This window comes from Cyclobacterium sp. (assembly GCF_014762705.1).
GTDB lineage: Bacteria > Bacteroidota > Bacteroidia > Cytophagales > Cyclobacteriaceae > Cyclobacterium.
Window position 1 is genome coordinate 15,824 of record NZ_JABURL010000031.1, and the last position, 25,714, is coordinate 41,537.

General features: G+C 42.8%; 22 protein-coding genes and 1 tRNA gene. 8 read left to right on the plus strand and 15 right to left on the minus strand.

The features are described 5' to 3' along the window. Positions 1-2: 2 nt before the first annotated feature. The gene (ccsA, locus tag HUJ21_RS05475; protein ID WP_291367947.1) at positions 3-3,125 is read left to right on the plus strand and encodes a cytochrome c biogenesis protein CcsA; all 3,123 of its coding nucleotides are present in this window, start codon (positions 3-5) and stop codon (positions 3,123-3,125) included. A 16-nt stretch (positions 3,126-3,141) separates the two neighbouring features. Here ccsA and HUJ21_RS05480 read toward each other — a convergent pair whose 3' ends face one another. After that, on the minus strand, positions 3,142-3,768 hold the full coding sequence (locus HUJ21_RS05480) for a hypothetical protein (protein WP_291367948.1): 627 nt from the start codon (positions 3,766-3,768) through the stop codon (positions 3,142-3,144). A gap of 240 nt (positions 3,769-4,008) precedes the next feature. On the opposite strand from HUJ21_RS05480, the gene nirK reads away from it, so the two are divergent. Genes nirK through HUJ21_RS05495 form a run of 3 tightly spaced genes read left to right on the plus strand, consistent with a single transcriptional unit; the run spans position 4,009 to position 6,902 of the window. After that, a complete protein-coding gene (nirK, locus tag HUJ21_RS05485; RefSeq protein WP_291367949.1) occupies positions 4,009-5,490 on the plus strand; it encodes a copper-containing nitrite reductase in 1,482 nt (493 codons plus the stop codon). After that, the gene (locus tag HUJ21_RS05490) at positions 5,487-6,278 is read left to right on the plus strand and encodes a formylglycine-generating enzyme family protein (protein WP_291367950.1); all 792 of its coding nucleotides are present in this window, start codon (positions 5,487-5,489) and stop codon (positions 6,276-6,278) included. The genes nirK and HUJ21_RS05490 overlap by 4 nt, the downstream gene beginning before the upstream one ends. 27 nt (positions 6,279-6,305) lie before the next feature. After that, a complete protein-coding gene (locus HUJ21_RS05495) occupies positions 6,306-6,902 on the plus strand; it encodes an SCO family protein (protein ID WP_291367951.1) in 597 nt (198 codons plus the stop codon). Between the two features lie 7 nt (positions 6,903-6,909). Here HUJ21_RS05495 and HUJ21_RS05500 read toward each other — a convergent pair whose 3' ends face one another. The 9 genes from HUJ21_RS05500 to HUJ21_RS05540 all read right to left on the minus strand — a co-directional run bounded on the left by HUJ21_RS05500 (position 6,910) and on the right by HUJ21_RS05540 (position 16,568). Continuing rightward, positions 6,910-7,305, minus strand: coding sequence for a group III truncated hemoglobin (locus tag HUJ21_RS05500; protein WP_366483673.1), 396 nt, complete (start codon positions 7,303-7,305; stop codon positions 6,910-6,912). Between the two features lie 35 nt (positions 7,306-7,340). Continuing rightward, positions 7,341-7,778: an Rrf2 family transcriptional regulator gene (locus tag HUJ21_RS05505; protein WP_291367952.1), complete on the minus strand. Its 438-nt coding sequence runs from the start codon at positions 7,776-7,778 to the stop codon at positions 7,341-7,343. A gap of 9 nt (positions 7,779-7,787) precedes the next feature. Continuing rightward, a complete protein-coding gene (locus tag HUJ21_RS05510; protein WP_291367953.1) occupies positions 7,788-8,267 on the minus strand; it encodes a hemerythrin domain-containing protein in 480 nt (159 codons plus the stop codon). A 91-nt stretch (positions 8,268-8,358) separates the two neighbouring features. After that, a complete protein-coding gene (locus HUJ21_RS05515; RefSeq protein WP_291367954.1) occupies positions 8,359-10,617 on the minus strand; it encodes a TonB-dependent receptor in 2,259 nt (752 codons plus the stop codon). 246 nt (positions 10,618-10,863) lie between these two features. Beyond that, positions 10,864-11,253: a hypothetical protein gene (locus HUJ21_RS05520; protein ID WP_291367955.1), complete on the minus strand. Its 390-nt coding sequence runs from the start codon at positions 11,251-11,253 to the stop codon at positions 10,864-10,866. Positions 11,254-11,264: 11 nt separating this feature from the next. Then, complete coding sequence (locus tag HUJ21_RS05525; RefSeq protein WP_291367956.1) at positions 11,265-12,425, minus strand: hypothetical protein; 1,161 nt, start codon at positions 12,423-12,425, stop codon at positions 11,265-11,267. A 162-nt stretch (positions 12,426-12,587) separates the two neighbouring features. Then, entirely contained in the window at positions 12,588-14,387 is a 1,800-nt protein-coding gene (locus tag HUJ21_RS05530) for a hypothetical protein (RefSeq protein ID WP_291367957.1), read from the minus strand. 189 nt (positions 14,388-14,576) lie between these two features. Continuing rightward, the gene (locus HUJ21_RS05535) at positions 14,577-15,947 is read right to left on the minus strand and encodes a Gfo/Idh/MocA family oxidoreductase (RefSeq protein WP_291367958.1); all 1,371 of its coding nucleotides are present in this window, start codon (positions 15,945-15,947) and stop codon (positions 14,577-14,579) included. A 51-nt stretch (positions 15,948-15,998) separates the two neighbouring features. Continuing rightward, the gene (locus tag HUJ21_RS05540) at positions 15,999-16,568 is read right to left on the minus strand and encodes a uracil-DNA glycosylase family protein (protein ID WP_291367959.1); all 570 of its coding nucleotides are present in this window, start codon (positions 16,566-16,568) and stop codon (positions 15,999-16,001) included. Positions 16,569-16,704: 136 nt separating this feature from the next. Between HUJ21_RS05540 and HUJ21_RS05545 the strand changes: the two genes are divergently transcribed. Then, entirely contained in the window at positions 16,705-17,880 is a 1,176-nt protein-coding gene (locus tag HUJ21_RS05545) for a hypothetical protein (RefSeq protein WP_291367960.1), read from the plus strand. Between the two features lie 72 nt (positions 17,881-17,952). Here the strand turns inward: HUJ21_RS05545 and HUJ21_RS05550 are convergent, their stop codons facing one another. Then, positions 17,953-20,706: an outer membrane beta-barrel protein gene (locus HUJ21_RS05550; protein WP_291367961.1), complete on the minus strand. Its 2,754-nt coding sequence runs from the start codon at positions 20,704-20,706 to the stop codon at positions 17,953-17,955. A 371-nt stretch (positions 20,707-21,077) separates the two neighbouring features. On the opposite strand from HUJ21_RS05550, the gene HUJ21_RS05555 reads away from it, so the two are divergent. Then, positions 21,078-21,150: transfer RNA gene (locus tag HUJ21_RS05555), tRNA-Gln, on the plus strand. Positions 21,151-21,272: 122 nt separating this feature from the next. Continuing rightward, a complete protein-coding gene (locus HUJ21_RS05560) occupies positions 21,273-22,505 on the plus strand; it encodes a site-specific integrase (protein WP_291367962.1) in 1,233 nt (410 codons plus the stop codon). Here the strand turns inward: HUJ21_RS05560 and HUJ21_RS05565 are convergent, their stop codons facing one another. The 3 genes from HUJ21_RS05565 to HUJ21_RS05575 form a co-directional block, all read right to left on the minus strand. Further along, positions 22,506-22,700, minus strand: coding sequence for a hypothetical protein (locus HUJ21_RS05565; RefSeq protein ID WP_291367963.1), 195 nt, complete (start codon positions 22,698-22,700; stop codon positions 22,506-22,508). Beyond that, on the minus strand, positions 22,690-23,238 hold the full coding sequence (locus HUJ21_RS05570) for a JAB domain-containing protein (RefSeq protein WP_291367964.1): 549 nt from the start codon (positions 23,236-23,238) through the stop codon (positions 22,690-22,692). Before HUJ21_RS05570 ends, HUJ21_RS05565 begins: the two co-directional genes overlap by 11 nt. A gap of 75 nt (positions 23,239-23,313) precedes the next feature. After that, entirely contained in the window at positions 23,314-24,102 is a 789-nt protein-coding gene (locus HUJ21_RS05575; RefSeq protein ID WP_291367965.1) for a KilA-N domain-containing protein, read from the minus strand. 106 nt (positions 24,103-24,208) lie between these two features. On the opposite strand from HUJ21_RS05575, the gene HUJ21_RS05580 reads away from it, so the two are divergent. Then, a complete protein-coding gene (locus HUJ21_RS05580; protein ID WP_291367966.1) occupies positions 24,209-24,370 on the plus strand; it encodes a hypothetical protein in 162 nt (53 codons plus the stop codon). Positions 24,371-24,404: 34 nt separating this feature from the next. On the opposite strand, the gene HUJ21_RS05585 is transcribed toward HUJ21_RS05580, so the two are convergent. Next, positions 24,405-25,325, minus strand: coding sequence for a hypothetical protein (locus HUJ21_RS05585; RefSeq protein WP_291367967.1), 921 nt, complete (start codon positions 25,323-25,325; stop codon positions 24,405-24,407). Positions 25,326-25,714: the final 389 nt, after the last annotated feature.

The following is a 25,714-nucleotide window of genomic DNA, read 5'->3' on the forward strand; positions in this document are numbered from 1 at the left end:
CAATGAAATATTTTTCCTACCTCTTTTCTACAAAAGTATCCCTTTTATTGCTGATCCTATTTGCGGGGTCTATGGGGGTGGCCACCTTCATTGAAAATGATCATGGCACCAAAGTAGCCAGAGGTTTGGTGTATGAAGCCTGGTGGTTTGAAATTCTGATGGTCTGGTTGGGGTTTTGCTTTATCAGTCATATTCAAAAATACAGGCTTTTTCACCGGAACAGGTGGCCGATCGGCATGTTTCATATGGCCTTCATTCTCATAATAACAGGAGCGGGAGTCACCCGATATTTCAGTGTAGAAGGAACCATGCATATCCGGGAAGGGGAAGCAGAAAACACCCTATATACCACTTCCCACTACCTCCAGCTCAGGCAACTAGATGAAGGACAGGTGTTTGAGAAACCCCTGCAATTCATTGCCCAAAATTTTGATGCGGAAGATTTCCCTGTCAATTTTCCCCAAAGCCCGGAATTGATCGTTCGCCTTCAAAGATATATTGGTGGTGCAAGGGAGGTATTTGAAAAGGGCGAGGAAACTTATATCGATATGGCAGTAGCTGTGGGGAAAGGCCGGGAGGATTACAAGTTAAAGCAAGGAGGCGAAATCCTGTTAAACAATATGGTTTTGTCCAGCGCAAAAAATTGCCAAAGCCCCATTTGCATTGGGAAAAATGAAGAAGGCTGGTTTATCAAAACCAAAGTTCACCTGCAAATCATGGAAATGAGTAACCAGCAGATGGGTGCGTTGCATGAGGGAGAGCAGGCGCCACTACAACTGCGAAGCCTATATCAATGGGACGGGGGAGCATTTATGATCAAAAAGATTGAAGAAAACGTTCGCCTGGATTATCAACCTGAACCCAACCCCGAATTGGCCAAAAACTTACCGGACTACATTGCATTCAGTGTAATGAATAAGGAAAACGAGCCCATACAATCGGGTTTTATCAAGTTGGTATCTATGGAACCTACCTGGTTTCCATTTGAGTTTGAGGGAGAAAAATACAGCTTTACCTATGGGCCCAAAGCCATTGAATTGCCTTTCCAATTGTACCTCAATGCCTTTGAATTGGAAAGATATCCCGGTAGTCAGAGTCCCTCAAGTTATGCCTCAGAAGTGATGGTCATGGATAAGGAGCGGGAATTTCCCTACAGGATATATATGAATAATGTATTGGATTATAAAGGTTACCGATTTTACCAATCCTCCTATGACAACGATGAACAGGGAACCATTTTATCCGTAAATCAGGACCGGCCGGGCACTCTCATTACTTATTTGGGATACGGACTTCTGGCGCTGGGTATGTTCCTGACGCTTTTTGCAAAGGGAAGCAGGTTTCAATTGCTCAACAAAAAGCTTACTACGCTGAAAAAACGGGGAGTTTTGGTTCTTCTCCTTTTTTCAATCTCCCAACTGATCCATGCGCAGCATAACCAACAAGTGGAATCGCTTCTGGTGCCTAAGGAAAAGGCGGACGCTTATGGAAGATTAATCGTCCAGGATATCGACGGGAGAATGAAACCGCTGAACACCCTGGCTCATGAAATTTCCAGAAAACTGAGCGGAAAAAGTTATTTTTCAATTGAAGGAGAAATTTCAGACCTACAGCTCACACCGGAACAGTTTCTTCTGGCCGTACAATTGAATCCGGAGCTGATGAGCAGGAGTCCGGTTATTAAAATTGACCCTAAAAAGGCGCGTCAAGTTTTTGAGATTTTGAATGTTTCCCCTGATGAAAAAATCAGTTTCCGGGATTTTATCAATGAGGAGGGAGCCTATTTGCTCAATGAAATGGTGGAAAGGGCCAACCGGCTGAAACCTGCCGAAAGAAATGAATCTGACAAAGAGCTACTCAAAATCGATGAGCGTTTTAATATTTTCTATGCTTTACTAACGGGTGATTTTTTGCGTATCTACCCCAATAAACTGGATGCCGACCAAACCTGGTACACCAGCAATGAGTTCAATCAGGGTTTTACAGCAGAGGATGCCAGATTTGTTAAAAACATCGGGCAGTTATATTTGTCAGGATTACAAACAGGCCTGCAAAATGGCGAATGGCAGGAAGCGGAAGAAGCACTGTCTTATATAGCCTTATACCAAAAGGAGGCAGGTAAAGAAGTTTACCCATCAGAAAAGCTTATTCAGGCTGAACTTTTGTATAATCAGCTCAACCTGGGAACCCGTTTATTCGGACCATTTTGGTTGTTGGGTGCTTTGATGCTTATTCTCGGTATACTCCAACTATTCTGGCAACAAAAAATCATGCAAACCCTCTGGAAAGTCGGGCAGGTCTTTGCCTGGACGGGCTGGATTTTATTTACCTTTCACCTGGCCTTAAGATGGTACATTGCCCAACATCCCCCATGGAGTGATGGATTTGAAATGTTGGTTTTTGTGGCCTGGGGTATTCTTTTTTTTAGTTTGATTTTTTCGGGCAAATCAAAATTCACCATACCCCTGGGTTTGCTGTTTTCGGGAACCCTGTTGTTTGTGGGTTTCCTGGACTGGCTAAATCCCGAAATCACCAACCTGATGCCCGTATTGCACTCCTATTGGCTTAAAATACATGTAGCCATTATTGTAAGCAGTTATGCTCCCCTTGCCTTGGCTGCAATTATGGCACTGCTGGCCCTTTTGCTAATGATTTTTAAACCTAAACAGCCGAAAGAAAGGTGGTGGAATAGCCTTTTGGAATTGAATATCGTGAATGAACTTGCACTTACATCAGGTTTATTCTTACTGGCCATCGGCACCTTCTTGGGCGGGGTATGGGCCAATGAAAGCTGGGGTAGGTACTGGGCCTGGGATCCGAAAGAAACCTGGGCATTGATTTCGGTTATTGTCTATGCATTTGTGCTTCATTTGAGGTTGGTTCCTGCTTTAAAAAATGCCTTGGTATATAATTTGGCCAGCTTGTGGGCTTTCTCCAGCATAATCATGACCTCTTTTGGTGTAAACTACTACCTTTCCGGTTTACATTCCTATGCCGCAGGCGATCCGGTACCGGTACCACAGTGGGTTTTTGTAGTAGTGGCGGTTTTAATTGTCATTTCCATATTCGCCATCATCTCGTTTAAGAGATGGAAAGAAGTAGACCGGAAAAAAATCGTCATTTGAATGTTGGAAATATTTACTATTTCCCATAAACCTCAATCCAATCCAGCCGGGAGCTTGCAGGAGTCCCTCCCCCAACCATCAGGTCAGAAATGCCTATTTTGAGCACTTTTGAAAGGTCAGGATCCCCTACAGTTTTCCCCTCAATGATGGACTGCATATCCAGCTTCCGCCATTTCATTTTACCAACTTCAAATTCAGAAATAACCCAATCCCTGGTTTCTCCTACATGATCCTCACTCACAATCCAGCTTCCATCTGCCAATTCCAGGACCAACCGAAGTTGGCGAAAACCAGATTGCCTGCTCTTCCACCTGATTTTTCCGCCATGGCTCAAATCCACCGATTTGTCCTGCCAGGAAAGGGCCATGGCCCAATTGGCCTCACAGGTACCTGACCAAACATAAAATGGGTCATTTGGGATTTCCGGATGATTACTTTTCTTCAGTTGCTGTTTGGCTGCGCCGTACAAATGTAATATTAATTCACTGTTCGCCAGGTGTTCCTGAGTAATGGGGGTCTGAGCGGGAATCTCCTTAAAATCTTCCCGAAACAATAGGGAATTTCCAGATTGGGCAAAGCTCGGCACCTGATGCGTTAAGAAAAGAGATACAACAAAAAAAATAACACATTGTGAGAATTTCATGATTGGAAGGCCATTAAATGATAGTTAAATAAAGCTTGATTTTTCTGAGATTTAAAATACATTGAAAATTAATGTATAAGGGGGAATTTTACCAGGCTAATCCTTACAATTAACTGATAACAGTCATTTATTATTCTAATAAAAGTTAGGTACTGCTTGTGTTTCCGAGCCTATTTTTACGGCAACAAACAATTAAAAAAAGTTCTGTAAGCATTTTTAATCGCTAAAAAAATAAAGGACATGAAGACGAAAGAAAAAATTTACCCAATAAAAAGATTAAAATATCTTTTTATATTATTTTTAATCGGAGGCACTTTTTCCTGTGGGACGGAGCAGCAGGGCAAGAAAAAATACTTTTCCCGAAGTGCCGATGAATATGCCAATATCAAGATTTATGGAGAAGAAGTAGCTGAATTGACAAGTCCGCCCCTGGTACCTGCCCCGGTAGGAAACCGGCCTGCAAAAAAACTTTACATGGAAATGGAAATCATTGAAAAGGAAGCGGAAATGGCAGATGGAGTGACTTACCTGTATTGGACTTTTGGAGGGACGGTACCGGGTTCTTTTGTAAGAACCAGGGTAGGTGATTTGGTAGAATTCAAAATCAAAAACCATCCCGACAACAAACTTCCCCACAACATTGACCTGCATGCGGTAACCGGTCAGGGCGGAGGAGCAGAGGCCTCTTTTGTAGCACCTGGTCAGGAAAAAACCTTTTCTTTTAAAGTCATCAATCCCGGTTTGTATGTTTACCATTGTGCAACTGCCCCGGTAGGCATGCACGTAGCCAATGGGATGTACGGGCTGATATTGGTAGAGCCTGAGGGTGGATTGCCTCCGGTAGACAAAGAATTCTATGTCATGCAGGGAGATTTTTATACAGAGGGGAAATTTGGGCAGGCCGGTCTGCAACCATTTAACATGCAGAAGGCCATTGATGAGAATCCTGATTACGTGGTATTCAACGGCAGTGTCACTGGACTTTCAGGAGAAAATGCCCTGACGGCAAAAACAGGAGAAAGCATTAGGATTTTCTTTGGAAATGGTGGACCCAACCTTGCCTCCTCTTTCCATGTAATCGGTGAAATTTTTGATAAAGTGTATGTGGAAGGAGGCAGTCAGATCAATACCAATGTGCAGACCACCCTGGTTCCTGCTGGTGGAGCAGCTATCCTGGAATTCGTGGCTGATGTTCCTTCTAACCTGGTCTTGGTAGATCATTCCATATTCAGGGCTTTCAATAAAGGTGCATTGGGAGTATTGGCGGTAAGCGGAGAAGAAAATCCAAAAGTATTTGCCGGTGAAATCATGGAAGGCATTTACCTGCCTGAAGGTAGTGTAATTCAGAACATGCCCGAAAGTGAACTGAATATAGAAGTTCCAAAAGACCTGAGCAAATCAGATAGAATTGAGGCGGGTAAAAAGATGTACATGCAAGCCTGCTTTGCCTGTCACCAATCCAATGGAGAGGGGATTCCCAATGCCTTTCCTCCACTCGCCCAATCAGATTTCCTGAATGAAGATGTAAACCGCAGCATTGATGCGCTACTTTTTGGCCTTTCCGGTGAAATAGAAGTAAACGGTAAAAAATACAATAGTATAATGCCCGCCCAGCAGCTCAGCGATGAAGAGGTCGCCAATGTATTGACTTATGTATACAATAGCTGGAATAACAATGGCACCCTGGTGAGTCCGGAAATGGTGAAAAGCAGAAGAAAATGAAAATCACAATCCCCATAGCGGCTTTATTTTTATTCTCTGTTGGCCTTTATGCACAGGAGGAAATGATGGTTCCGATCAGTGGCGGGGTGTATACCCCGCTATACGGGGCTTCCCAAACACAGGTACAGGTAGCTGATTTTTATCTGGACCCTGTACCTGTAACCCATTTGGATTACCTGAATTTTGTAGAAAAAAATCCCAAATGGAGAAAATCAGCAGTAATTGGCCTCTTTGCGGATCAAAGATACCTGGATTTTTGGGATGGAGACCTCTCTTTTCCCCAATCGCTGAAGAACAGTCCTGTAAACCATGTTTCCTGGTTTGCTGCCAAGGCTTACTGTGAATGTCAGGGCAAACGTCTTCCAACGGTGGATGAATGGGAGTATGTTGCAATGGCAAGTGCTTCCCTGAAGGATGCCAGGAAAGACAGCCTGTTTAACCTGGCCATTTTACGCAGCTACGAAAAACCAAAAACTTACCTGCAACAAGTAGGAAATCAGGGGAAAAATATATGGGGAGTTGCGGACCTGCACGGTATAGTTTGGGAGTGGACCATGGATTTCAATGCCATTATCCTGACCGGGGAGTCCCGCAATTATGGCAATACAGACCTGGGACTCTTTTGTGCCAGTGGTGCCCTGGGTGCCAATGACCTGATGAACTATGCCGCCTTTATGCGTTATGCCATGCGTTCAAGTCTCAATGCCCGGAATAGCCTGTCAACCTTAGGTTTCAGATGTGCCAAAAACATGCCTCCCGGAAAGGATCAAACTTCAATAAAAAAGTAAAAAAACATCGCTTAACCCTTGGAACAAATGAAAAATTCAATCCTTTTGTGCTGCCTTGCAGGTATTTTATCCTGCTGCAGCAATGACAACAGCCTTCAAAATAACTTAAATGTGGAACAGGAGGAGCTGCATGACATGTCCATTTACCACCTTCCTTCAGATTGGAATACCCAGGATGGAAAAAAAATCTCTTTCATGGACCTTAAGGGGCAGCCCTTGGTGGTGGTAATGATTTACACCGCCTGCAAAACCGCTTGTCCCAGATTAGTGGCCGATATGCGACAAATTGAGGAAAAGACAAATCCAAATGTTTCCCGGCAACCCAGATACGTATTGGTAAGTATCGATCCCCTTAACGACAGTCCTGAGAAATTAAAACAGTTTGCTAAAGCCAACCAAATGGATGGAGAGCAATGGCTTTTTCTACAAGGGACGGAAGCAGGAGTAAGGGATTTTGCCAATATCCTTTCCATGAAATACAAAAGAATTGACCCCATGGATTTTTCACATTCCAATATCATCAGTGTATTTGATGATCAGGGTGTATTGCGATTCCAGAAAGAGGGATTGGGACTACAGAACGATGAAATTGTCAAAAAAATAATCGAAGTAAGCGGGCCATAAAGGCCCCTTATTTTAAAGGATAAATTTCATTTTCGCGGTAATATTTTATTTTGGCCTGAAACATCATGGCCATTTTTTCTGCTCGCCAAATGGCCTCTTTTGCCTTATCTCCTGTAAATTTTTCCTTGACAGTAGCATTAAAAAGCTCCAGCCAGCGCTCAAAATGCTGTTCATTTACCGGCATGCTGGCATGAGGCGTAAAAGGGCTGCCATAGTAGGTGTGTTCTTCCAACAGCACCGTTTGCCAAAACCGATACATTTTATCCAGGTGTTTGCCCCAATCACCTTTGATTCTTTGTTCAAAAATAGGTGCCAAAATGGGGTCGGTTTTTACTTTATCATAAAAACTATCCACCAAACTCCTGATTTGCTCAATATCCTCTATTTTTACCTTCTGCCCCACTATTAACCAATTTTATTGATTGAACTAAACTTGCCTTAGATGACGGAATGCAAGGTAGCTTTGCCACTGGACACTTCCTCTGCCAGTTCTCTGAGTGTTTTTGTCTTGAGTAACCTGGCCAATCCCTCCCTGATTTCCTTGTATTCATGATGTATGGGACAGGGATTGGTTGCTGAGCACTGTTTCAATCCCAACCCGCATCCATTAAAGAGTTTGTCTCCATCTATGGCTACCACCAAATCCATCAAATGAATGTTTTCCTGCTCCTTATCTATGTAAAATCCTCCATTGGGCCCTTTGGTAGAACTGACGATATTCTGTCTGGCCAGGGCCTGCAAAATTTTGGCAGTAAAATATTCAGGCGCATCTATCTCCTTACAGATATCCTTTACCCCTAATTTATTGCCTTCTTTGCTCTGGGACCATATATAGATCACCGCCCTGATACCGTATTCACATGCTTTCGAAAACATCTTTTCTATTTAATTTGCCCAAAATTGATCCTGCCATTTTTCTGTTGTTTTTTCATGGATCCGGTCCACAATTCCTTTCATTTCAAGAAGCTCGTCTTCCTTGAGTTCCACTTGCATGTGTTGAAAAAGTTTCCTCTCTTCAAAACGGATATGTGCTTCTAAATCGCCTGCAAATTTTTCTAAAAGCGCGTTCACTTCCTCCTGCTCTTTATACAATTCCTCAATGAGCTCCCTTAAATCCGCATGTTGTTTTTCCACTTCCTTCCGCATCAGGTCATTTCGGCCCAGGAAGGAAAAAATATGACGCTCCTCCAATTGGAAATGTGGCTCCAGGTGTTCGCTGTAATAATAATCGATATATTTAAGTATACGATCAGTATCTAATTCCTTTTTCAGTCCCTTCCTGATTTTCCATACCAGTAACAAGCCAAAATGATGATCCTGAGAAAGTGGCACCAGTGCCGGGTGTCTCTTCAGTGGTTTACCCATAACGTGTTTGATTTAATTCCTTCTCTACTATAAGCCACACAGACAAATGTAAGCAGATTCCTATTAAAATAAAATACATTTTTATCTTTTATTAGAATGAATACCTTAACAGAAGCGTGTAATTTCTTCCAGGACCAAATAAAGGCACTCCCATCATTCCGATGGGACGGTTTAAGTGTTCATAATAAGTCTCGTTTAGGAGATTCTGAATGCTGCCACTGAACGTCCAGGAGGAATTCAAGTCATAACTTGACTCCAGATCAAGTAAGTGAAATCCAGGAGTTTCTTTTTCCCCAAAGCTTTCTGAAATTCTTGGCTGAGAAGTAACCAAACGCCATTTTAATGAGGTTTTTAATTGATCATCAAAATGGCTACTGCTCAAAATATACCGTAGATCCAGTGGAGCAATTTCAGGAAGCGCTTCATTGGCACTAAGGTTTTGACCATAGGTGTAAGCCATCATTATTTGCTGAGACCAACCTGACCATAATTTTTGACCCAAAGAAAATTCAAAACCAGTTGTGACAGCATCATCAATGTTGATAAACTTCCTAACCCCGGGGCTTGTTGGTAAGCGTGGAGGAAGTGCTACAATTTCTCCTGTAATGTAATCCTGCAAGTATGCTCCGAATAAACTAATACTCATTGTCAATTTTTCATGGGTAAAACCGAAGACCATATCCAGCTGGTTGTTGGTCTCTGGGTTTAAATCCGGGTTACCCAACATTTCATATGGATCTATTCCAACCGGAAAATAGTTGATAAAACGCTCTGTTAGGCTACCACTTCGCCTCACCTTTGCAATCCATAGACCAAAATTGAATTCTTTCCCCAATTCCCTTTGCCAACCTAAAGAAATGCCTGGATTAAACTGATCAACTCCATCAATGGATGATTGTTCCATAAACTCTGCTGATGGGTCCAGCATCTTTGCCTGGTTCAAGTCTAATCTCCCTGAAAAATTAATGAAGTTTTTATGAAACTGGAATTGATACATACCGAATAATCCGGCTTTTACAATTTGTGATTCCTGCCAGGCATTATCATAAATGCTTTTTCCTGTATTTGGACCCATAAGAAATTTCCTTTCCCTGACTCCCTCTGCTTTTTCTATTCTAAAATCGGCCCCGGCATACAATTTGGACTGCCCAAATAGCCACTCACCCTCTGTCCTCCCTCCCATGTTTTGGGTTTCAGCAGGTGTCTTGACCTCCATCATTCTGGGGATTAAATCCCTTAATCCATTATCCATCAAATGATTTACCTTGCTCATATAAATGGCATTGGTCCACCGCTTCATATGCTTGCCTGTGGAAGTTTTTATATGCTTCAAGTTACCCATCCAGGTATCATCAGAGCGGAGATCCATTCCCAATGTTGGAAAATCAACGTCCCTTGCAAAGTTTCTATTGACCGAAAACTCCAACTGGTCAGAAGCTCCTAATTTAACATCAGCAAATATACCTACCGTACCCCGCATAAAATCTGCAGGCACCAGGGTACCTTCGCCATCTTTGTAGGCTTTTCCTTTAGACCAGGATCCCAGTAAACCAATATCAAACTTTCTTCCAGTCCAACCCAACTTCCCTTCATTTCGCCAGACTGCACCATTGCTTTCAAACATACTGGAAACCCTTCCATACATCTCATTTTTATCAGTGAATCCCGGCGCTTCGCGAATAAAATTAATGGTCCCCCCCAAACCTATGCCATACCTTAAAGCGTGCGGACCTTTGAGCAATTCCACCCTGTTCATCCTGTTTAAAGCAATCTGGGAAGTAGGAGGATCCATTCGGTTAGGACAGGCGGCACTGGCGCTTTGCAAGCCATCCACAACTACATTGAGCTGATCGTATTTGAACCCCCTTATCACAGGATCAAATCCGAAAGATCCACTTTTTCTGATTGATGATACCAGCGGGTTCATGTTCAATACGGCCCCGGCATCATGATGGATCTTTTCCTCGTCCGAAACATGAATTTGTTGGTCCTTTGCATCCTGCATTTTTAGTGAAATTACAGACACAGGTTGTAACATGACAAATATTTGCTTTTTATAATACTTACCCTCTTTCAATGCACTGGCAACTTCTGCCGGGCCCAGTGTCCAGTGACCATAATTGACATGACTCAAGTGCAAGGATTCCTCGGGAATAAATTCCAGGAAAATGATTCCAGAAGCATCACTACTGCCATTTTGATCTTTATATTGAAAAGATATCCCAATAATTGGTTCCTCATCCACCTCATCAAGGAAAATCAGGGGTTTTATCCCTTGTGCCTGAGCGGAAGTAAATATCAATACTAATACGATAAAGACAGGAAGTATAAATTTTGTGTAAGTTCTCATAACAAATGCTTGCTGGCTTTAAACCAACATATTTGATTGGTAGTAAATGAATAATTAAGGATTTCCGTTTGGTACCTACTTTTCCCAAAAAGGGGGTAATCCATTGACCCTCTTCATTAAATACCTAAACTGGCAATCAATAAGACTTTCTATTTGTTAACCTCGGTAGAGAATGAAAGAGCATAGAAATAATGCCCTGTCTGCTGTCAGAGAAAGTAGAGTAAAATGGATTTTTTTGGGCAGTACCTACAGCGAAAAATTGTATTTTGGTGGGTGAAATATACCTGCAGCTGAAAAATGATTGATCATTCCAAGGGGAAAACCGATTTTAGAATCAAATAATGGCATTCCCGAAACCTGCTCTACCTTTTCCTGATGTAACGGGGCAATAAATACCAAATGTACCTCCTCCAGGGTCATTCGATTATTTTCAGTTTCCTTCTCTTTTGTTTTTTCAAGCCGTTTGCTCAATTCACAACTTCCCTCACATGCCAATTCTGGTTTGTCCTGATTGATACAAAATAACGCTGCGATCCTATCCCTATTGATTAAAAAATCCATTTGCACCAAAGTAGCCCCCATGCCATTTAGCAGAAGGAGACCAATCAAAACACTATAGGTAAACGTTTTAATCATACCTGTAAAAATCAGGAATTCATTTTCTCTTTTTTGTAATATACATCACTGCCACCTTCTATCTCCAATTTTTGATCTTTCGAATAAAAAGGCTGATACTTTTTCGCCACCCTGGATTTTATTCGGTTTTTCCGGTATAGAAATAAAGTCCCCATCAGCAGGAACATTATCAAAATAACCCAACCATTTGCTACACCAAATAACTTCCTCCATGTCGCATCTCCAAGCCAGGCCGACACAATCCTCCCTGCCAAAGTGACCTGAAACATGATCCAACCCAACCAAAGCACAGGATGAAAGATATTGATCTGAAGTTTAAACACCATGGGCAAAATGATGGGTGCATGAGCCCAAATCATGGAAAAGGTAAATCCCAGAAAAAAAGTATGCAAATACAAATCATAATAAAAAGGATGGTCTTCCATCCATCCCATGATCCAGCCATTTAAAGCCAACCAAAAATATCCGGTTAGCAATCCGATTCCTATATACCGAAATTGCCCTGACTTTTTCGCAGCATACCTGGCCATATCAAATCGGAAAAGCCATAGCGCCAGACACAATAAAGCAATACCCAAAACGGTGTTGCCCCATTGGTGAAACGGAAGCAACAGCCCCAAACCAAAAACGGCAATCCCGGCATAAAACAACAACCCGGCCCATTTGGGGGTGGGTAAAAATTTACTCAATTCCATCCGCTCTCCCAAAATGGTAAACAACAAAAATGCCATCCACCAGCCTGTGGCCATGGGTACAAAATCCGAATACACATAAGCAAAATTGCCCAGCATCCAGGCTGCCGCTCCCAAAGCGATGATATAGGAATAAATTTCAGCAACCTTTATGGTCTGAAAATACATGATAACTACCAATCCCAAACTGGCAGCCAGTAGCATATAGGCGCCGAGACCTGACCAGCCAGCCAGCAATAAAGGCATGGATAAAGCACTCAATAAGGGAACAGTCAACCAAAACTTGTTTTTCATGACCATGGCCCTTTCTAGTGAAATCAAAGACCCCAGAAAACAACCCACCATCAAAAGCCCATGATGCGCTGCTGCCTCCCCGATTGGAAACGCCATATGGCCTAATCGAACCCAGCCGCCAATGATCCCGAAAAGCAATCCCGCAATTAAAAATGGAAAAAGCAAGGCTGGTTGGATCGATTTCATGTGTTTATTATTATTAATTAATAACCTGACTTTGGGATAAGATAGTCCAAAAAAGCTTCTCTAAGCTGAGGAATGACGGTCTATTACCAAAATTCCTTCACACTCAAATGAATAAGGGATTAGGCCCATAATTGCTACCCATTTATTATCCATCTCAGGTTTTTAAGTTTTACCAACCATCATGGGTTCTGAATCCAACATCTCAAGATCCCTTTTTAAGCCATTCAGTTGGGCTTTAAATTTTTCCATAGTAGAAGCTGTATCCAGGGAAAAATTTTCAACCAGCCTTTGGTAATAGTCAATGCCCTCAAAAAGATTTCGCCTGAACTTATCCAGGTAGAGCTGTTGCTTTTTGTTGGTCTCCAAAACTTTATTGTCGATTTCTGTTTTCAGGTGCTGCATATACAACTGGAGTTCTTTGATAAACACATGAGGTCTTTCGGCATCTAGTTTAAGAGCGACTTTCCCATAAATATGGTCTACCATTTCCATTAAACTAAACACCCCTTTAAAATAAGCCAGGTTGGGACCGGGACAGATAGTCACTGCTTTGAGGTTTCTTCTGGGCATCTCCCCCCCACTTAAAATGGCCGGAGCACTTAAGCCTTCACACAGGCAATCTTTTTCCAATACGGCATCAACCTCTTCTTTGCTGATTTCACCATTGGCATATTGTTTGACTTTCAGGTTCTGGTATTGTCTGGAGGCCGTGCAAATGGGTTTTTCTGTGAAATCGGTATTGAAAGAAAGAAACTTTTTGTAACAGGGGCTTCCCGGCCGGCCTTTTTCTATCCTGGATTTTCTCTGTTCCTCGGCACTGCTGTTTCTCAGGTTATTGAAAGGAATCCCCAGGGGTGAAGCATGACTCAGGTAAAAATCCGATTTTTTTGCCTTCAAAATCCGCTGCAAGGTATCTTCATCCACACTTGTAGCTTCAGGGACCAATAGAAAAGGGCTTCCCCATCCGGTTCCATCCAATTGATAATAATCCATTAGAAATCGGTTTTCTTCCGCATTCCCAATTCCTCCCTGATAGGTAACCTTGTTTTGGATGCCTTCCGGCAATACATTCATCCCCTTTTGTATCAATGCTTCCTGGCACATTTGGTGAAGGGTTAGTCCCAGTTCTTTTCGGTTTTCTTTGAATGCATCCAGTATTGGGCCTGCCAGTAAGCCATCTGTGGCAAATGCGTGTCCACCACAATTTAATCCCGACTCTATCCTGAACTCCGAAACCCAAATTCCTTTTTTTGCCAAAAATTTACCCTGTATCAATGCGGAACGGTAATCGGAGACCTTTAAAATGACAGGTTTCCTGATGACACCCTCCTTGTCCGGAAAGAAAGCTTCAAATTCTTCCAGGTAGCTGTACAGAGAAGGATTCATACCTGCAGAAAACACCAGGCCGCCTTCCAGTTTACTTTTCGCAAAACCCCTTAAAGCTGAAAGGGCATCGGAATATTCTCTACCCAAGGCTTCGCCTGACCTGGCGTAGTTTGTCTTGTCCACCTTGGTCATGATATTGACATCCGTCCTGCCGGGAACCAGGAACTTTCTTAGCTCTTCCTGCAAGTCCAGCTTTTCAAAACCCGCAGCATTCTTCATTTTCAGGTACAATTTGGCTGCAGGATGACCCATGGGTAAGAGATCAAAATACTGGTTGATTTCCTTATCCAGTCCAAAATCCTGACCATTGAGCTCCCTCATTTGCCGCTGTATGATGTAATGCAATAAGTCCAGATAAGCCTCAATTCTTTTTGCACGGCAATCCTCTTCCTTCTCATTTATGGCAATATAGGGAATGGTCAATTCCCGACTGTAGCGCCTGCGCATGTCTTCCAAAAGCTGGTCGTCCATAATGGAAACCACAGATGAAATGCCATATTTGGCTACTTTAATGGGTGAATCTACCGTAAAACCCAATCCCATTACCGGAATATGAAAATGATGAGCTGAAAACATAAGCAATAATTTATAAGACATCTGGCCACAATTATGGCATTGATTATCTCACAAAGTTATCCTCATCTCAAGCACAAAAAGCTAAGGGCCATCAGGGCAAAAAATGACTTTTGTCATAAAAATTTACCAGGTTTCAAACAACAGCATATAGGTATAAAAAAGGCTCCTACGGTGAAGAAAGGGAGTTAGCTATACCTTATATTGTCTAAACAAAGCACCCCAGGGTTCTCTCATCTTTCTGGAAAGCAACTGATTGGCGGCAAAATTACCTGTAAACTGTTCATTTACAGGATCCCAATCCAGGTCTTGCCCAAGCATCATGGCAATATTCCCCAGGTGGGCAAGAGTAATGGACCGGTGTCCTACCTCAGCCGGTGCTATGGTTTCTTCTCCTGAAAAAATACAATCGATAAAATTCCTGTAATGATTTTCACTGACATAAAGGGAAGTATCACCGGGACCAATGGTGGTATCTGCGAGCTTTTCCGGATTGATTTTATGCTCCCCCCTGGTAGCCCAGGCAGAGCCCTCCGTTCCTTCAAAAGTCACCCCAAAATCCTTGTCGCTTTGGATGATCAGCTTGATGCCACTTTGGTAAACGCATTCAAAATAAAATCGCACCGCTGTATTCCAGACAGGATGGTCAGACCAGACAGCCTGGGCATTTTGTATTTTCACAGGTCCTGTATGGTCTGTTCCCATACCCCACTGGGCGATATCCGGATGGTGTCCGCCCCAATCTGTCACGTTCCCTCCTGAATAATCCATGATCCAGCGGTAATTCACATGCGTTCGGCAAGGACTATAGGGTGCTTCGGGTGCAGGCCCCAGCCACATGTCATAATCAAAATCCTTTGGCACTGGTATGGTTTCCGTCAAATGTCCGGTTTTTCCAAAATCCGGGGTACCCCCGGGGAGCCCGCAGGTAACGGTGTGCAGTTCTCCAAGCCGCCCATTTCTGGCCAGTTCGCAAACCCTCCTGAAATGATGGCTGGACCGCTGTTGACTGCCAGTCTGAAAAGTAACACCATATTTACGCACAGCATCGCTCATGGCCCTGCCCTCTTCCACCGTCAGGGAAAGGGGTTTCTGGCAATAAATGTGTTTCCCTGCGGCTGCGGCCATCATCACTGGTATGGCATGCCAGTGATCAGGGGTAACCACTTCCACGGCATCAATGGCTTTATTTTGCAAAACTTCCCTGAAATCAGTATAGCCTTCGGCAGAGCGGTAGGATGTACCGTGCTTTTCCGAATAAAAATCATCTACCACCTGTTGGATATATTCCCTGCCTGCTACTTTTCCATTCCAATATCCCGGGCTCTTTTTGTTGACATCGCAAACGGCGGTAACCTGCACCCTACTATCGGGAAGGAAACCTTGCACATCATTGCCCGCCTGATTCCCTGCACCGATAAATGCCATGGTAATCCGGTCGGATGGGGCGGTAAACCCATTTTTCCCCAGAGCTGAGGCAGGAATAATGGTGGGTACTACCAGCAGCGAAGAAGCTGCTATTCCTGCTTTTTTTAAAAATGAACGCCTGTTGCTTTTTTCCATGCCTTAAAATACGGTTTTTACTCATCCGGACAAAAAAAATGTTGCTGGCTTTCAAATAATCATAGACAACTTGCTCCTTAATTCCGGTACCACCTGCTCCTCAAACCAGGGATTCCTTCTTTGCCACATGATATTTCTGGGTGAGGGGTGCACCAGAGGAAAAAATTCGGGCAGGTAGTCGGAGAAATTCCGAACTGTATCGGTCAGGTTTTTTTTACGTTCCTTTCCCAGATAATACCGCTGGGCATACTGCCCGATCAATAGGATCAATTGAATATCAGGCATCTGCTCCATGATTGCCCCATGCCAGGTTGGTGCACATTCCGGTCTGGGCGGCAGGTCGCCTCCTTTGCCTTTTCCCGGATAGCAAAACCCCATGGGCACAATACCGAAAACTTCAGGATCATAAAAAAGATTCGCATCCACACCCATCCAGCGTCTTAATTCCCGGCCGCTGGCATCATTCCAGGGGATGCCGGTCGCATGTACTTTGGTGCCGGGAGCCTGTCCGACTACCAGTACTTTGCTCTTCCTGCTTGCCGACAGTACCGGCCTGGCACCCAGAGGAAGGTGAGCCTCGCAAAGCCTGCATCCTCTTATGGTTTCCAAAAGTTGTTTCATGATAAGGCAAATTTAAGGATATCTGAACAAGCAACAACCGGTCTGTTTTCATTCCGGAAAATTGGGAATGTGTACTGAATCAATTTAAGATTTGGTGATTATCATTAAAATTATTAGATTAGTTAAAAATACATCCATGAGGCACATCCCAAAACCCACTCTCCTATTTATAATTTTTCTTTCCCTTGTGGCTTTATCCTGCCAGCAGGAGGTCAAACAGGATAGTCCAGCCCTTTCCCTGGTAATAACAGATAGTATACGTGTCGAATATCCCGGATTACTGGACCTGATGGATCTGGATCCTGTCAGGGAACGGGTGTTGCTTCATGACCCACAAAGAGGGGTCATGTTATTGACAGACTTTGAAGGAAACCACTTGCTCAACCTGGACAAACGGGGGGATGAGAAAGGCAGCTATGGAAGATTTTTATGGAGCACAGCCAAAATACAGGCAGATGACCATATTTCCCTGGTTTCCCACATGGGTTTTTTCGAATTTGATGCCCAGGGCGAGCTGGCCAACCACAGGAAATTTCAGGAAGATGTTCCTTTCTTTGCCGGTCGGGCAGCCGCCGACTCGGAATTGATGGAACACGAGGGTATATTTTATCAAAAAGGTCTGGTGGCCCGGGGTGAATACAACAAGACAGACGACGCATACTATGATCAATTTCAACTGTTGGTGAAATTTGACCCTGAAAAAGGAACTGCCAAACGGATCATCCACCTGGAAGAAGACAGCCCTTTCAGGACTACTGGCAAGGCCTTTGAGATTCCGGAGATGAATCCATCCTTTACCATCCATGATGACAAGTTGCTGGTCATTGCCGGCACAGACCCCCACCTAAATATATACGACATCAAACCCCCTCACCAGCTTCTGGAAAGAAAACCCATTGCTTATCCAAATTACAACACAGGTGAAGGAATCGAAAGGGCCAGGGCCGACCCGAATTCCATTGATTCCGATCGATCAGCTGGCCGTACCTATTCCCTGAAAGTCTTTCAAAATTTCCTGCTCGCATCTTACCACCCGGGCTATGATGTAGCAGACCGGGAACGGTATTGGGAAATAAGTTCACCAGATGAATACAGTACTTTTAATAAAAGTATTGAAGGAAAATACCTTCCTGCCCTTTTAGTGATGGACCTGCAGGGAGAGGCCAAACAGCGGCTGCCCATACCCGAATCGCTGGACCACCGCCAATTTCTGGTACGGGAAGGGGAGCTTTGGTGGCTATCCAGGTTAAATGCCGAAAAAGAAGAGGATTTTATCCAAATCTATAAAGTAGAAATTACTGAAAAAGAGTAAGCCCACCATGTCTGTCCCAGCTATCCGGTTGCTCAATGCGATGTATTGATCTGTTACTAAATGCCCATTCGATTACAGTGCCATATCATAACCCCCAAATCTCCTCAGGTTATAGGTTATGGAAAGCATGAAAAACTGCCGGAGCACCTGCGTTCTTTCATCTTCTATGTAAACGTCCGTTACATTCCGGTCGATGCTTACATTTTGGTTCAACAGGTCAAAGACCGTTAATTTGATTTCCGTTTTGTTGCTTGGGGGTATGCGGTAGCCCAAATCCAGGTTGACCAGCATGATGCTTCTGTCGAAATCCTCGCCCAATCCGGTATATACCTGGTGATTGACGCTGGTACCTACAAAAATACCCCCAAGAAAATTCCAGAATAGATCTGCTCTGGTCCTATGGGTATAATAGTTGTTATCCAGATCCTGTTGCAAACTGCTGCTCACACCGCTAAAATTACCCCTGGTGGAAAGATTAAAGTCTATCCTCTCATTGATATTGCTGCTCAGGTTAAAGCCCTGACTAAAGGTGGTATTGGTGTTGAAGTTTTCCTGCCCATTGATGATTCCCGGTCTGTTTCGAACTGTGTAGGAAGAATTGATATTCAGGTTACTTTTCATGAATTTTAGCGGGAATCCGTAACTTCCATATAGCCTGAATACATAATAATTGTCCAGATTGACCGGACGCGTATATTGGCCTCCCTGATTGAGCAATACATCTTTTTGGATCAGAGTGTCTTTTGCTGCAACGAAGGTTTCGTTTCCGATATAGTTGTTCCGGATATTTCCGTACAAAAAGAACATGAGGGAACGATTGGTTTCAGGATTGATCTTTCGAAACCGCGTAAACAGCCGGTGGCTGTACTCCTGTACCAGATCCGGATTGCCATTTGAAATTTGCAGGGGGTTGGCATTGCTGATCACGTCCTGCAATTGCCGGATGGAAGGGGCATCGGTATCTGTATTGTAATCCACCCGCATATTACTGAATTCTCCCAATTGGTAATTGACCACCACCCTGGGAAGCAAATTGGCAAATTTCCTTTGGGTATTCTCAAAGCCGGGAAACAGCCGGTCACTGTCAATGGAAGCCGATTCATAGCTGACTGTACTGTAAATGGATAATTTTTCAGAATTGTAACTATACCCCAACCTCCCTCTATGGGTCATGTATTGATTTTCAAAGCGATTGGTCAGGGCGCTGTCCAGCCGGATCATATCCGTTTCGGCTTCCTGAATTTCCACTTCCTGATCGGTATCCGATGCGTTGTTGGACAGGCGGTATCCAATCCTTAGCCTGGAACGTTCGCTGATAGGCTCAAAATAACTTACCCCTGAACTGTAATAAAAACTGGAATACAGGTTATTCCTGAATTGAATCAGAGAATCAATATTACCTGTCTGGAAATTTTCATTTACCGCTACCAGATCAGACTGGCTGTCGCTATCATAGGTGCTGGTATAAATATAGGTAGACAATGCCCTGCCCTCCTTGGTAAAATTATACCTGTAGTTCAGCGAATTTCTGAAGTTCAGCGATTGTCGTTCTGAGGTTGTTGTGTTGATATTGCTGCTGATGGGGGTATTGGCATCAAACAGGTTCCGGGCATCCCGAATGTTGGTGGATTTCCGGTAATCCAAGCCAATTCTGGGCCTGAGAATAAGCGCATGGCGTTCGTTGATTGTATAATCGATCCGGGCACTCATGCGGTGACTTTGGGTACGGGTCTGATTGTTTCTGTCCTCCTGGTAAATCTGCAGGCTGTCATTGGGCAGGATATATTCCCTGGAGGAAGTTCGGGTCAACACATTGTCCCGGTCATTAAACAGGTAATTGCCGGTGACCTTTAACTTTTCGTCCTGGTATTCGTCGGAAAAGTTAACTCCCACTGCATTGGTATTGGTAATTCCAGGTAATTCGCCAACGGCCAGCTCGTTTCCTCCTCTGCGACTGTCGTCACCTTCGATATTTCCCAATTCATCTTCCCCGAAATTTTGCTGGTTGATATTATTGCTCAATCCTAAAATCGATAGCCGTTGTGCTTCATTAAAGAAGTTCATGTTGCCGCCCGCGATGTAATTGTTATCGGTACCATATCCGCCATAAAATTTCCCAAATCTTCCTGCCCGCATCCCGGGCTTGGTGATGATATTGATGGTCTTCGTCGTTTCACCATCATCAAAACCGGTCAACCGGGCTTCGTCACTTTTCTGATCCAGGAATTCAATTTTAAGGACTACCTGAGCCGGAAGGTTTTTGAGGGCAGCGGCCGGATTATCGCCAAAAAAGGGCCTTCCGTCTACCAGTACTTCCATCACTTCTTCTCCCTGTACCTCAATCACTCCATTCTGGATCACCACACCGGGCATTTTCCTTACCAGTTCATCGGCATCGGCCTGCGGCCGGGTTTTGAAGGCATTGGCATTGAAGGCAACTGTATCTCCCCGGACTTCGCCTGTGAGCGCATCCGCTGAAAACTCAAACACATCCATTTCCTGCCCGTCACTAACCAATTCGAAAGTACCCAGATTACTGCCTTCAGGTGCCTTGACCATTTCCTGGTAGGTCTTGTAACCTATAAAGGACAATTCCACCAAAAACTCATTCAATCCAGGCTTTTTGACTTGAAACTTCCCATCAAAATCGGTGTAGGAGGAGCTTAAAGTTTCGCCTTGCCCGTCCTTAAGAAATACATAGGCACCAAACAGGGGCTCCTTGGTTTGGCTGTCGATGATGGTACCCGAATAATTTTGTTGTCCGTAAAGCGTGGCAAAGCTAAAAAAAACAAATAGAACTGTGAAAAGCGGTAAATGGAATTTCATGGAAATAAAATAAGCTAAAAGGTTTGGATGCAATCGAAATATTTAACGGAAAAATGACTAGAAATTTCAGCCAAACCAAATCCAATTATGTTAAAGTAAAAATCATGGGTTTATATGGTCAATTAATACTTTGATCCAAACACCGGTTTTTATCGGCAAATAAACCAAATAAACAAGCTCTTTTTTATAAAAGAAAAGAAAGGAATCGGGAAATAATTTCCAGCGTGGTAGGAGGATATTAAAATTTGCTTCTGACAATAAGGTTATTAAAAGCGAATACGCAAAATTCTTCCACATGGTGTTTGCATTAAAAAAAAAGTCCTGCTACATTTGTGACACTAAAAAAGGGGAGCAATCCTTTATTTGGTTATTGGCCGATGGTGTAACTGGCAACACGTCTGGTTTTGGTCCAGAAGAGTCCAGGTTCGAGCCCTGGTCGGCCAACTAAATAGTTAAAATCTTTGCTGAAGGGGGTTTAGACCCCCTTTTGCAGAGTCCTAACCCGCTTTTCTCATATATTTTTCGCGGTTGGTGTTGGCACATTGTTGCTACAATGTTTTTACGCTATGGTATCCGCATCTTTGAAAGTCATTATCAATGCTAGCCGCATTAAAAAAAGTGGCAGAGCCGCTCTTTATTTAAGAGTGATTATTAACAGGAAAAGCCAAAAAATTCCATTACATCTGGATTGGTACCCGGAACACTGGGATAAAAAAAAGGAACTCTGTAAACCAAGGACCGTCGATGACAAATCCTGCGATGATCATAACCTTATTATTAGGGATGCCCTAGCCAGGGCAAATGAAATCCTGATTGATTACCGGCTCCGGAGAAGAATCATCTCTACGTCCATCTTGGTAAAGGAATTTCAGAGTAATTTAAATAAGGATGACTTTATGGAATTTATGGAGCAGAAGATCAATCAGCGTGTAAAGTATCGCGAAATAAGCCTGAGTACCAAAAAGTCACATATGGTCACGTTAAACCATCTGAAAGCCTGGAAAAAAAGCCTTTCCTTTGCCGATATGGATGAGCGAACTGCTGAAGATTTTGACCGATATCTAAAACAACACACCGGCAGCCAATCTCTGAATGCCAGATGGGGCCAGCACCGAAACATTAAAACCTATATCAACCTGGCCAAAAAGGAGAAAATCATTTTTGTCAACCCTTACGAATTTTTTAGAGCAAAAACAGAAATGGGCCGGTTTCAGCCCCTTACCCAGGATCATTTCCGGGACTTGGTAGTCTATTATAATAGTCCGAAAATCCCTCCCACGCAAAGACAAGTATTGAGGGCCTTCTTATTTTGCTGCTGTACTGGCATGAGGCATGGAGATATCCGCAGGGTAGAGCTGGACTGGATAGATGGCTCCTTTTACCAGTTTATTCCCTATAAGACCAGGCGATTTGGTACACGGGTTCGTGTACCTGCTACAAAGGAATCACTTGATCTCATAGCTGACGAAGTAGATGAAATAGGCAGATTCCCACTTTTCTGTGGGATTAGCGAGCAAAAACAAAACAAGATCCTTAAGGATATCGCTGCTCATCTAAAGATCAAGTCTGACCTGTGCTTCCAGGTCGGCAGGGAAACCTTCGCTACCTTATATATGGAGAAAGATGGAAAGCTGGAGGTACTAGCCAGCTTCCTCGGGCACACCAGCACCAAGATGACAGAGAAGTATATCAAGATCCGTGATCAGCGTAAAAAAGAAGAATCCTTTCGGATATCCTCTTTTTTTACCGATCAGGATTGCCCTTCGACCCCTTCGACAGGCTCAGGGGCCATAGATTGATTATTCGCTTTCTTTCTCTTTTTTCTCGATCACATTTGCCGGATTCATCGGGTTTTTCCAAAGGTTCCAGATCACCTGTGCGGCACGGTAGTGCCGGGCATCTCCGTATGCCAGATCGGTACCAAAGCGTTCGTTGATCACCTGCAGGTCTTCTTCCGATAATAATTTGCTGTAGTTGTCCATATTAAAATTCATGATTTGAATTGCTAAGAAGATTATTATCAGCGAATGAGTAATACCCATTAGCCGTGATGATCAGGTGATCAATTAATTCCACGTCAAATAGATCCAGCATCTTTTGTGTATTCCAGGTCATATGCCGATCACCTTTGCTTGGTTTTAACTGACCGGATGGATGATTGTGGGCAATTATCACCGAGCTGGCCATGGTCTTACAAACAATGGTGCCCAATAGCTTATTATCTATCAGGCATTTGCTTGAAGTGCCGGAACCCATTAGCCGCCAACACAATACTTCATTCGCTCTATTTAAAAACAAAGCGTAGATTTTTTCCTGAATGTGCATGCTCTCAGGATCCCAAATCTGCTGAAAAATGGTATTAGCGGTCTGGCTACCCGTGACTTTGAAATTATTTTTAGGCGGCTGGTAGGTGACATGAGCTTCTGATACCGTCCACTTGCTGATCATCTTCTGGAGCATCTGATCTGCATAGGATGTATATTTTTTTGAGCTGGTGATTTCTTTCTCTTCTGTTTTTGCTACTTTTGTCATGATCGTAACGCGATTAAAAGGTTAAACTTTTGTTTGATCTTGGCCCGGTAGTTCCTGCTACCGGGTTTTTTTGTATCAATTCTGTGATACTTTAAATTCTGAATACCTGATGGCACGGGCATACTGCCGCTGCTCCCTTTCCAGATCGCCTACATCCTTCATCAGTTTGAAATAATCTTCTTTTTCGATCAGTATCTTATTAAAGGATTCTTCTTTTTTCCGGATCGTTTCCTGGATAGTGTCCTTTTCTTTCATGAGGCGTACCAGTTCCCTTCCCAGCTGCTCGGGCTGGTCAAAGAGTGGATTCTCTGCTGTGTACTCGGTGAGAGATTTGATCTGGTGATTTACTGTCGCTCTTTCGGATAGTAATGACTGTAGGTTTTTTCTGCGGCTGTCTCCCAGAATCACATTGCGAAGGCGATTTCTCTTTTTTCGAAGTCGGTCCAGGTCTTTCTGGATACGTGGCATATTTACTACAGCCTCCCGGACTAGTTCGGGATTGTTACCGAAGATGATCTCTCGTACTGTCTTCAATATCCATACGTGAAATTGTGGACTTAACCACATAGCAAAAGCAAGAGCCAGGTCTTCACACATAAAGGTACCTCCATGCTGACCTTCTTTGGTAGTCAAAATTTGATTTTCAACTACACCAGATTTGGTGTAGTTGAATTCAGTGTTTTGATCATCTTGCATCGCCTTAATAAGAGCTTTAGTCCCTTTTGATCTCAAAAATTTCTCGGGTCTTTTGCCCACTCCAAATGGTCGTGCCATTTCCGTTGCGTTTACCATCAGGTCCCCTCTGAATAAATCAAAGGCTATTTCTTGATCCTGAAATTTTTCTAAAATGGTTTCATTTTTCATTTTACAATTAATTGTTGTTGTCCGCTACAAACATAAATAAACTATTGTTAATTACAAACTACTACAGTTTATTTTTTTTAATTGTTTTTTGTTGTAGTTTTGAATCATGATAAAACTAACGATTGCGATCAGCGAGGAAGCCCACGCCGAGCTTTTAAAGATTCAGTTGGCTAAGAGGCTAAAGGATAAGAAAAAAACCTCCTTGGCTGAAATAGCCGCAGAGGTTTTACATAGTTGTGTTGTCAAAAAAGAAAACCCCGACCAGTAGGCCGGGGTTTTTTAAAGATTTTTTTAGCAGGGCTTTAGTTGAATGATATTAGCTTTCCATTTTTAAAATAAAGGTACTGATTGCCGTACACCCACTGGTCACCGTAACTTGCCCTATTGATTTTGTCAGGTTCTCCCCAAGAAACAATTGCCATTTCTTCCGTAAATCCAACTTTTATTTTCCCCTCTAGGATGGTATTCCAGTTGCCATCACCAAATTTTTTCCTGTAGCTTTCAGCTTGCTGTTTTGTTAAAACTTTATCTGATCTTAGGTCCATTAGCATTAATGATGAAAGAAATTTATGCCCCTCCTCAGTTTCAAAAACAAGGGAAGGCTGATAGTTTCTTTCATCGATCGTAAGGTCAAGGCATTTAACATATTCTCCTTTTTTCATGATTATTTCATCGCCATTATTAATATCTGTATACTTCTCATCAAAAGATCTAGTAAGAAACTCCTTTCCAACGTAAAATTGTTTTTGCTTTTCAAAATAACCAACAACAAGAAATGGGAAACTGGATGAATATCTTGTACTGTATTTATAAAATAAAACTTCATCTGTTCCGTCAATTTTTATTTTTAGAAATGCATCTGAACTGAAAGATGAACTTGGGTCCTCAAATACATCAATTACCGAAAAATACCTTCCCTGTAATACCTGGTATTTAGAATTATAGCTATCACAACACGCATAAATATTTGATTCATCAGTTGATCTTTTATTCATATCAAAAATAAACCCATCGTAACCATACTTTTGAAGATCCTCTGATTTTGGGAGTAAAAATAAGCTCTGGCCTTTGTACTTTTTATAATCTTCTCCCAAAAAGTTACTAAGGCTGTCATAAAGTTCGGGTTCAGTTTTTTTTGCCTCAGCAACCCTTGTTGTCGTTATTTGGCAGAAACCCAAATTGGAAAAAATCAGAAACAACGAAAGCGAAATTGTTCTTTTCATGAGATAAAAGGTTGTTTCCTGAAAAATAAAAAATAATTATCAACTAAAAAAGTGATACTCCTTGATTATCACCTATTCGGGCGAAACACATGGATAGGTTTAGCCAACGCTTACCTTGGTAAGGTAAAAATCAGTTCTCTATTTTTTCATTCCCTAGGGTACCTCTTAACTAAATTCCTTCCCAGGTACCCAATAAAAAGAATCACGGCAATCCCTGCCACTGTTTTGAGAATTTCGAGAATCTGGTTCCAGTCTATTTGATCAGGAAGTTGCATCGGGATACTATATGTTCGAAATTAATATCAATAATAAATAGGATATCTATGATTATCAACCAATTCGATTCTTAAACAAATTCAATTTCTCTGATTTTTTTATTTTTTCCTGCT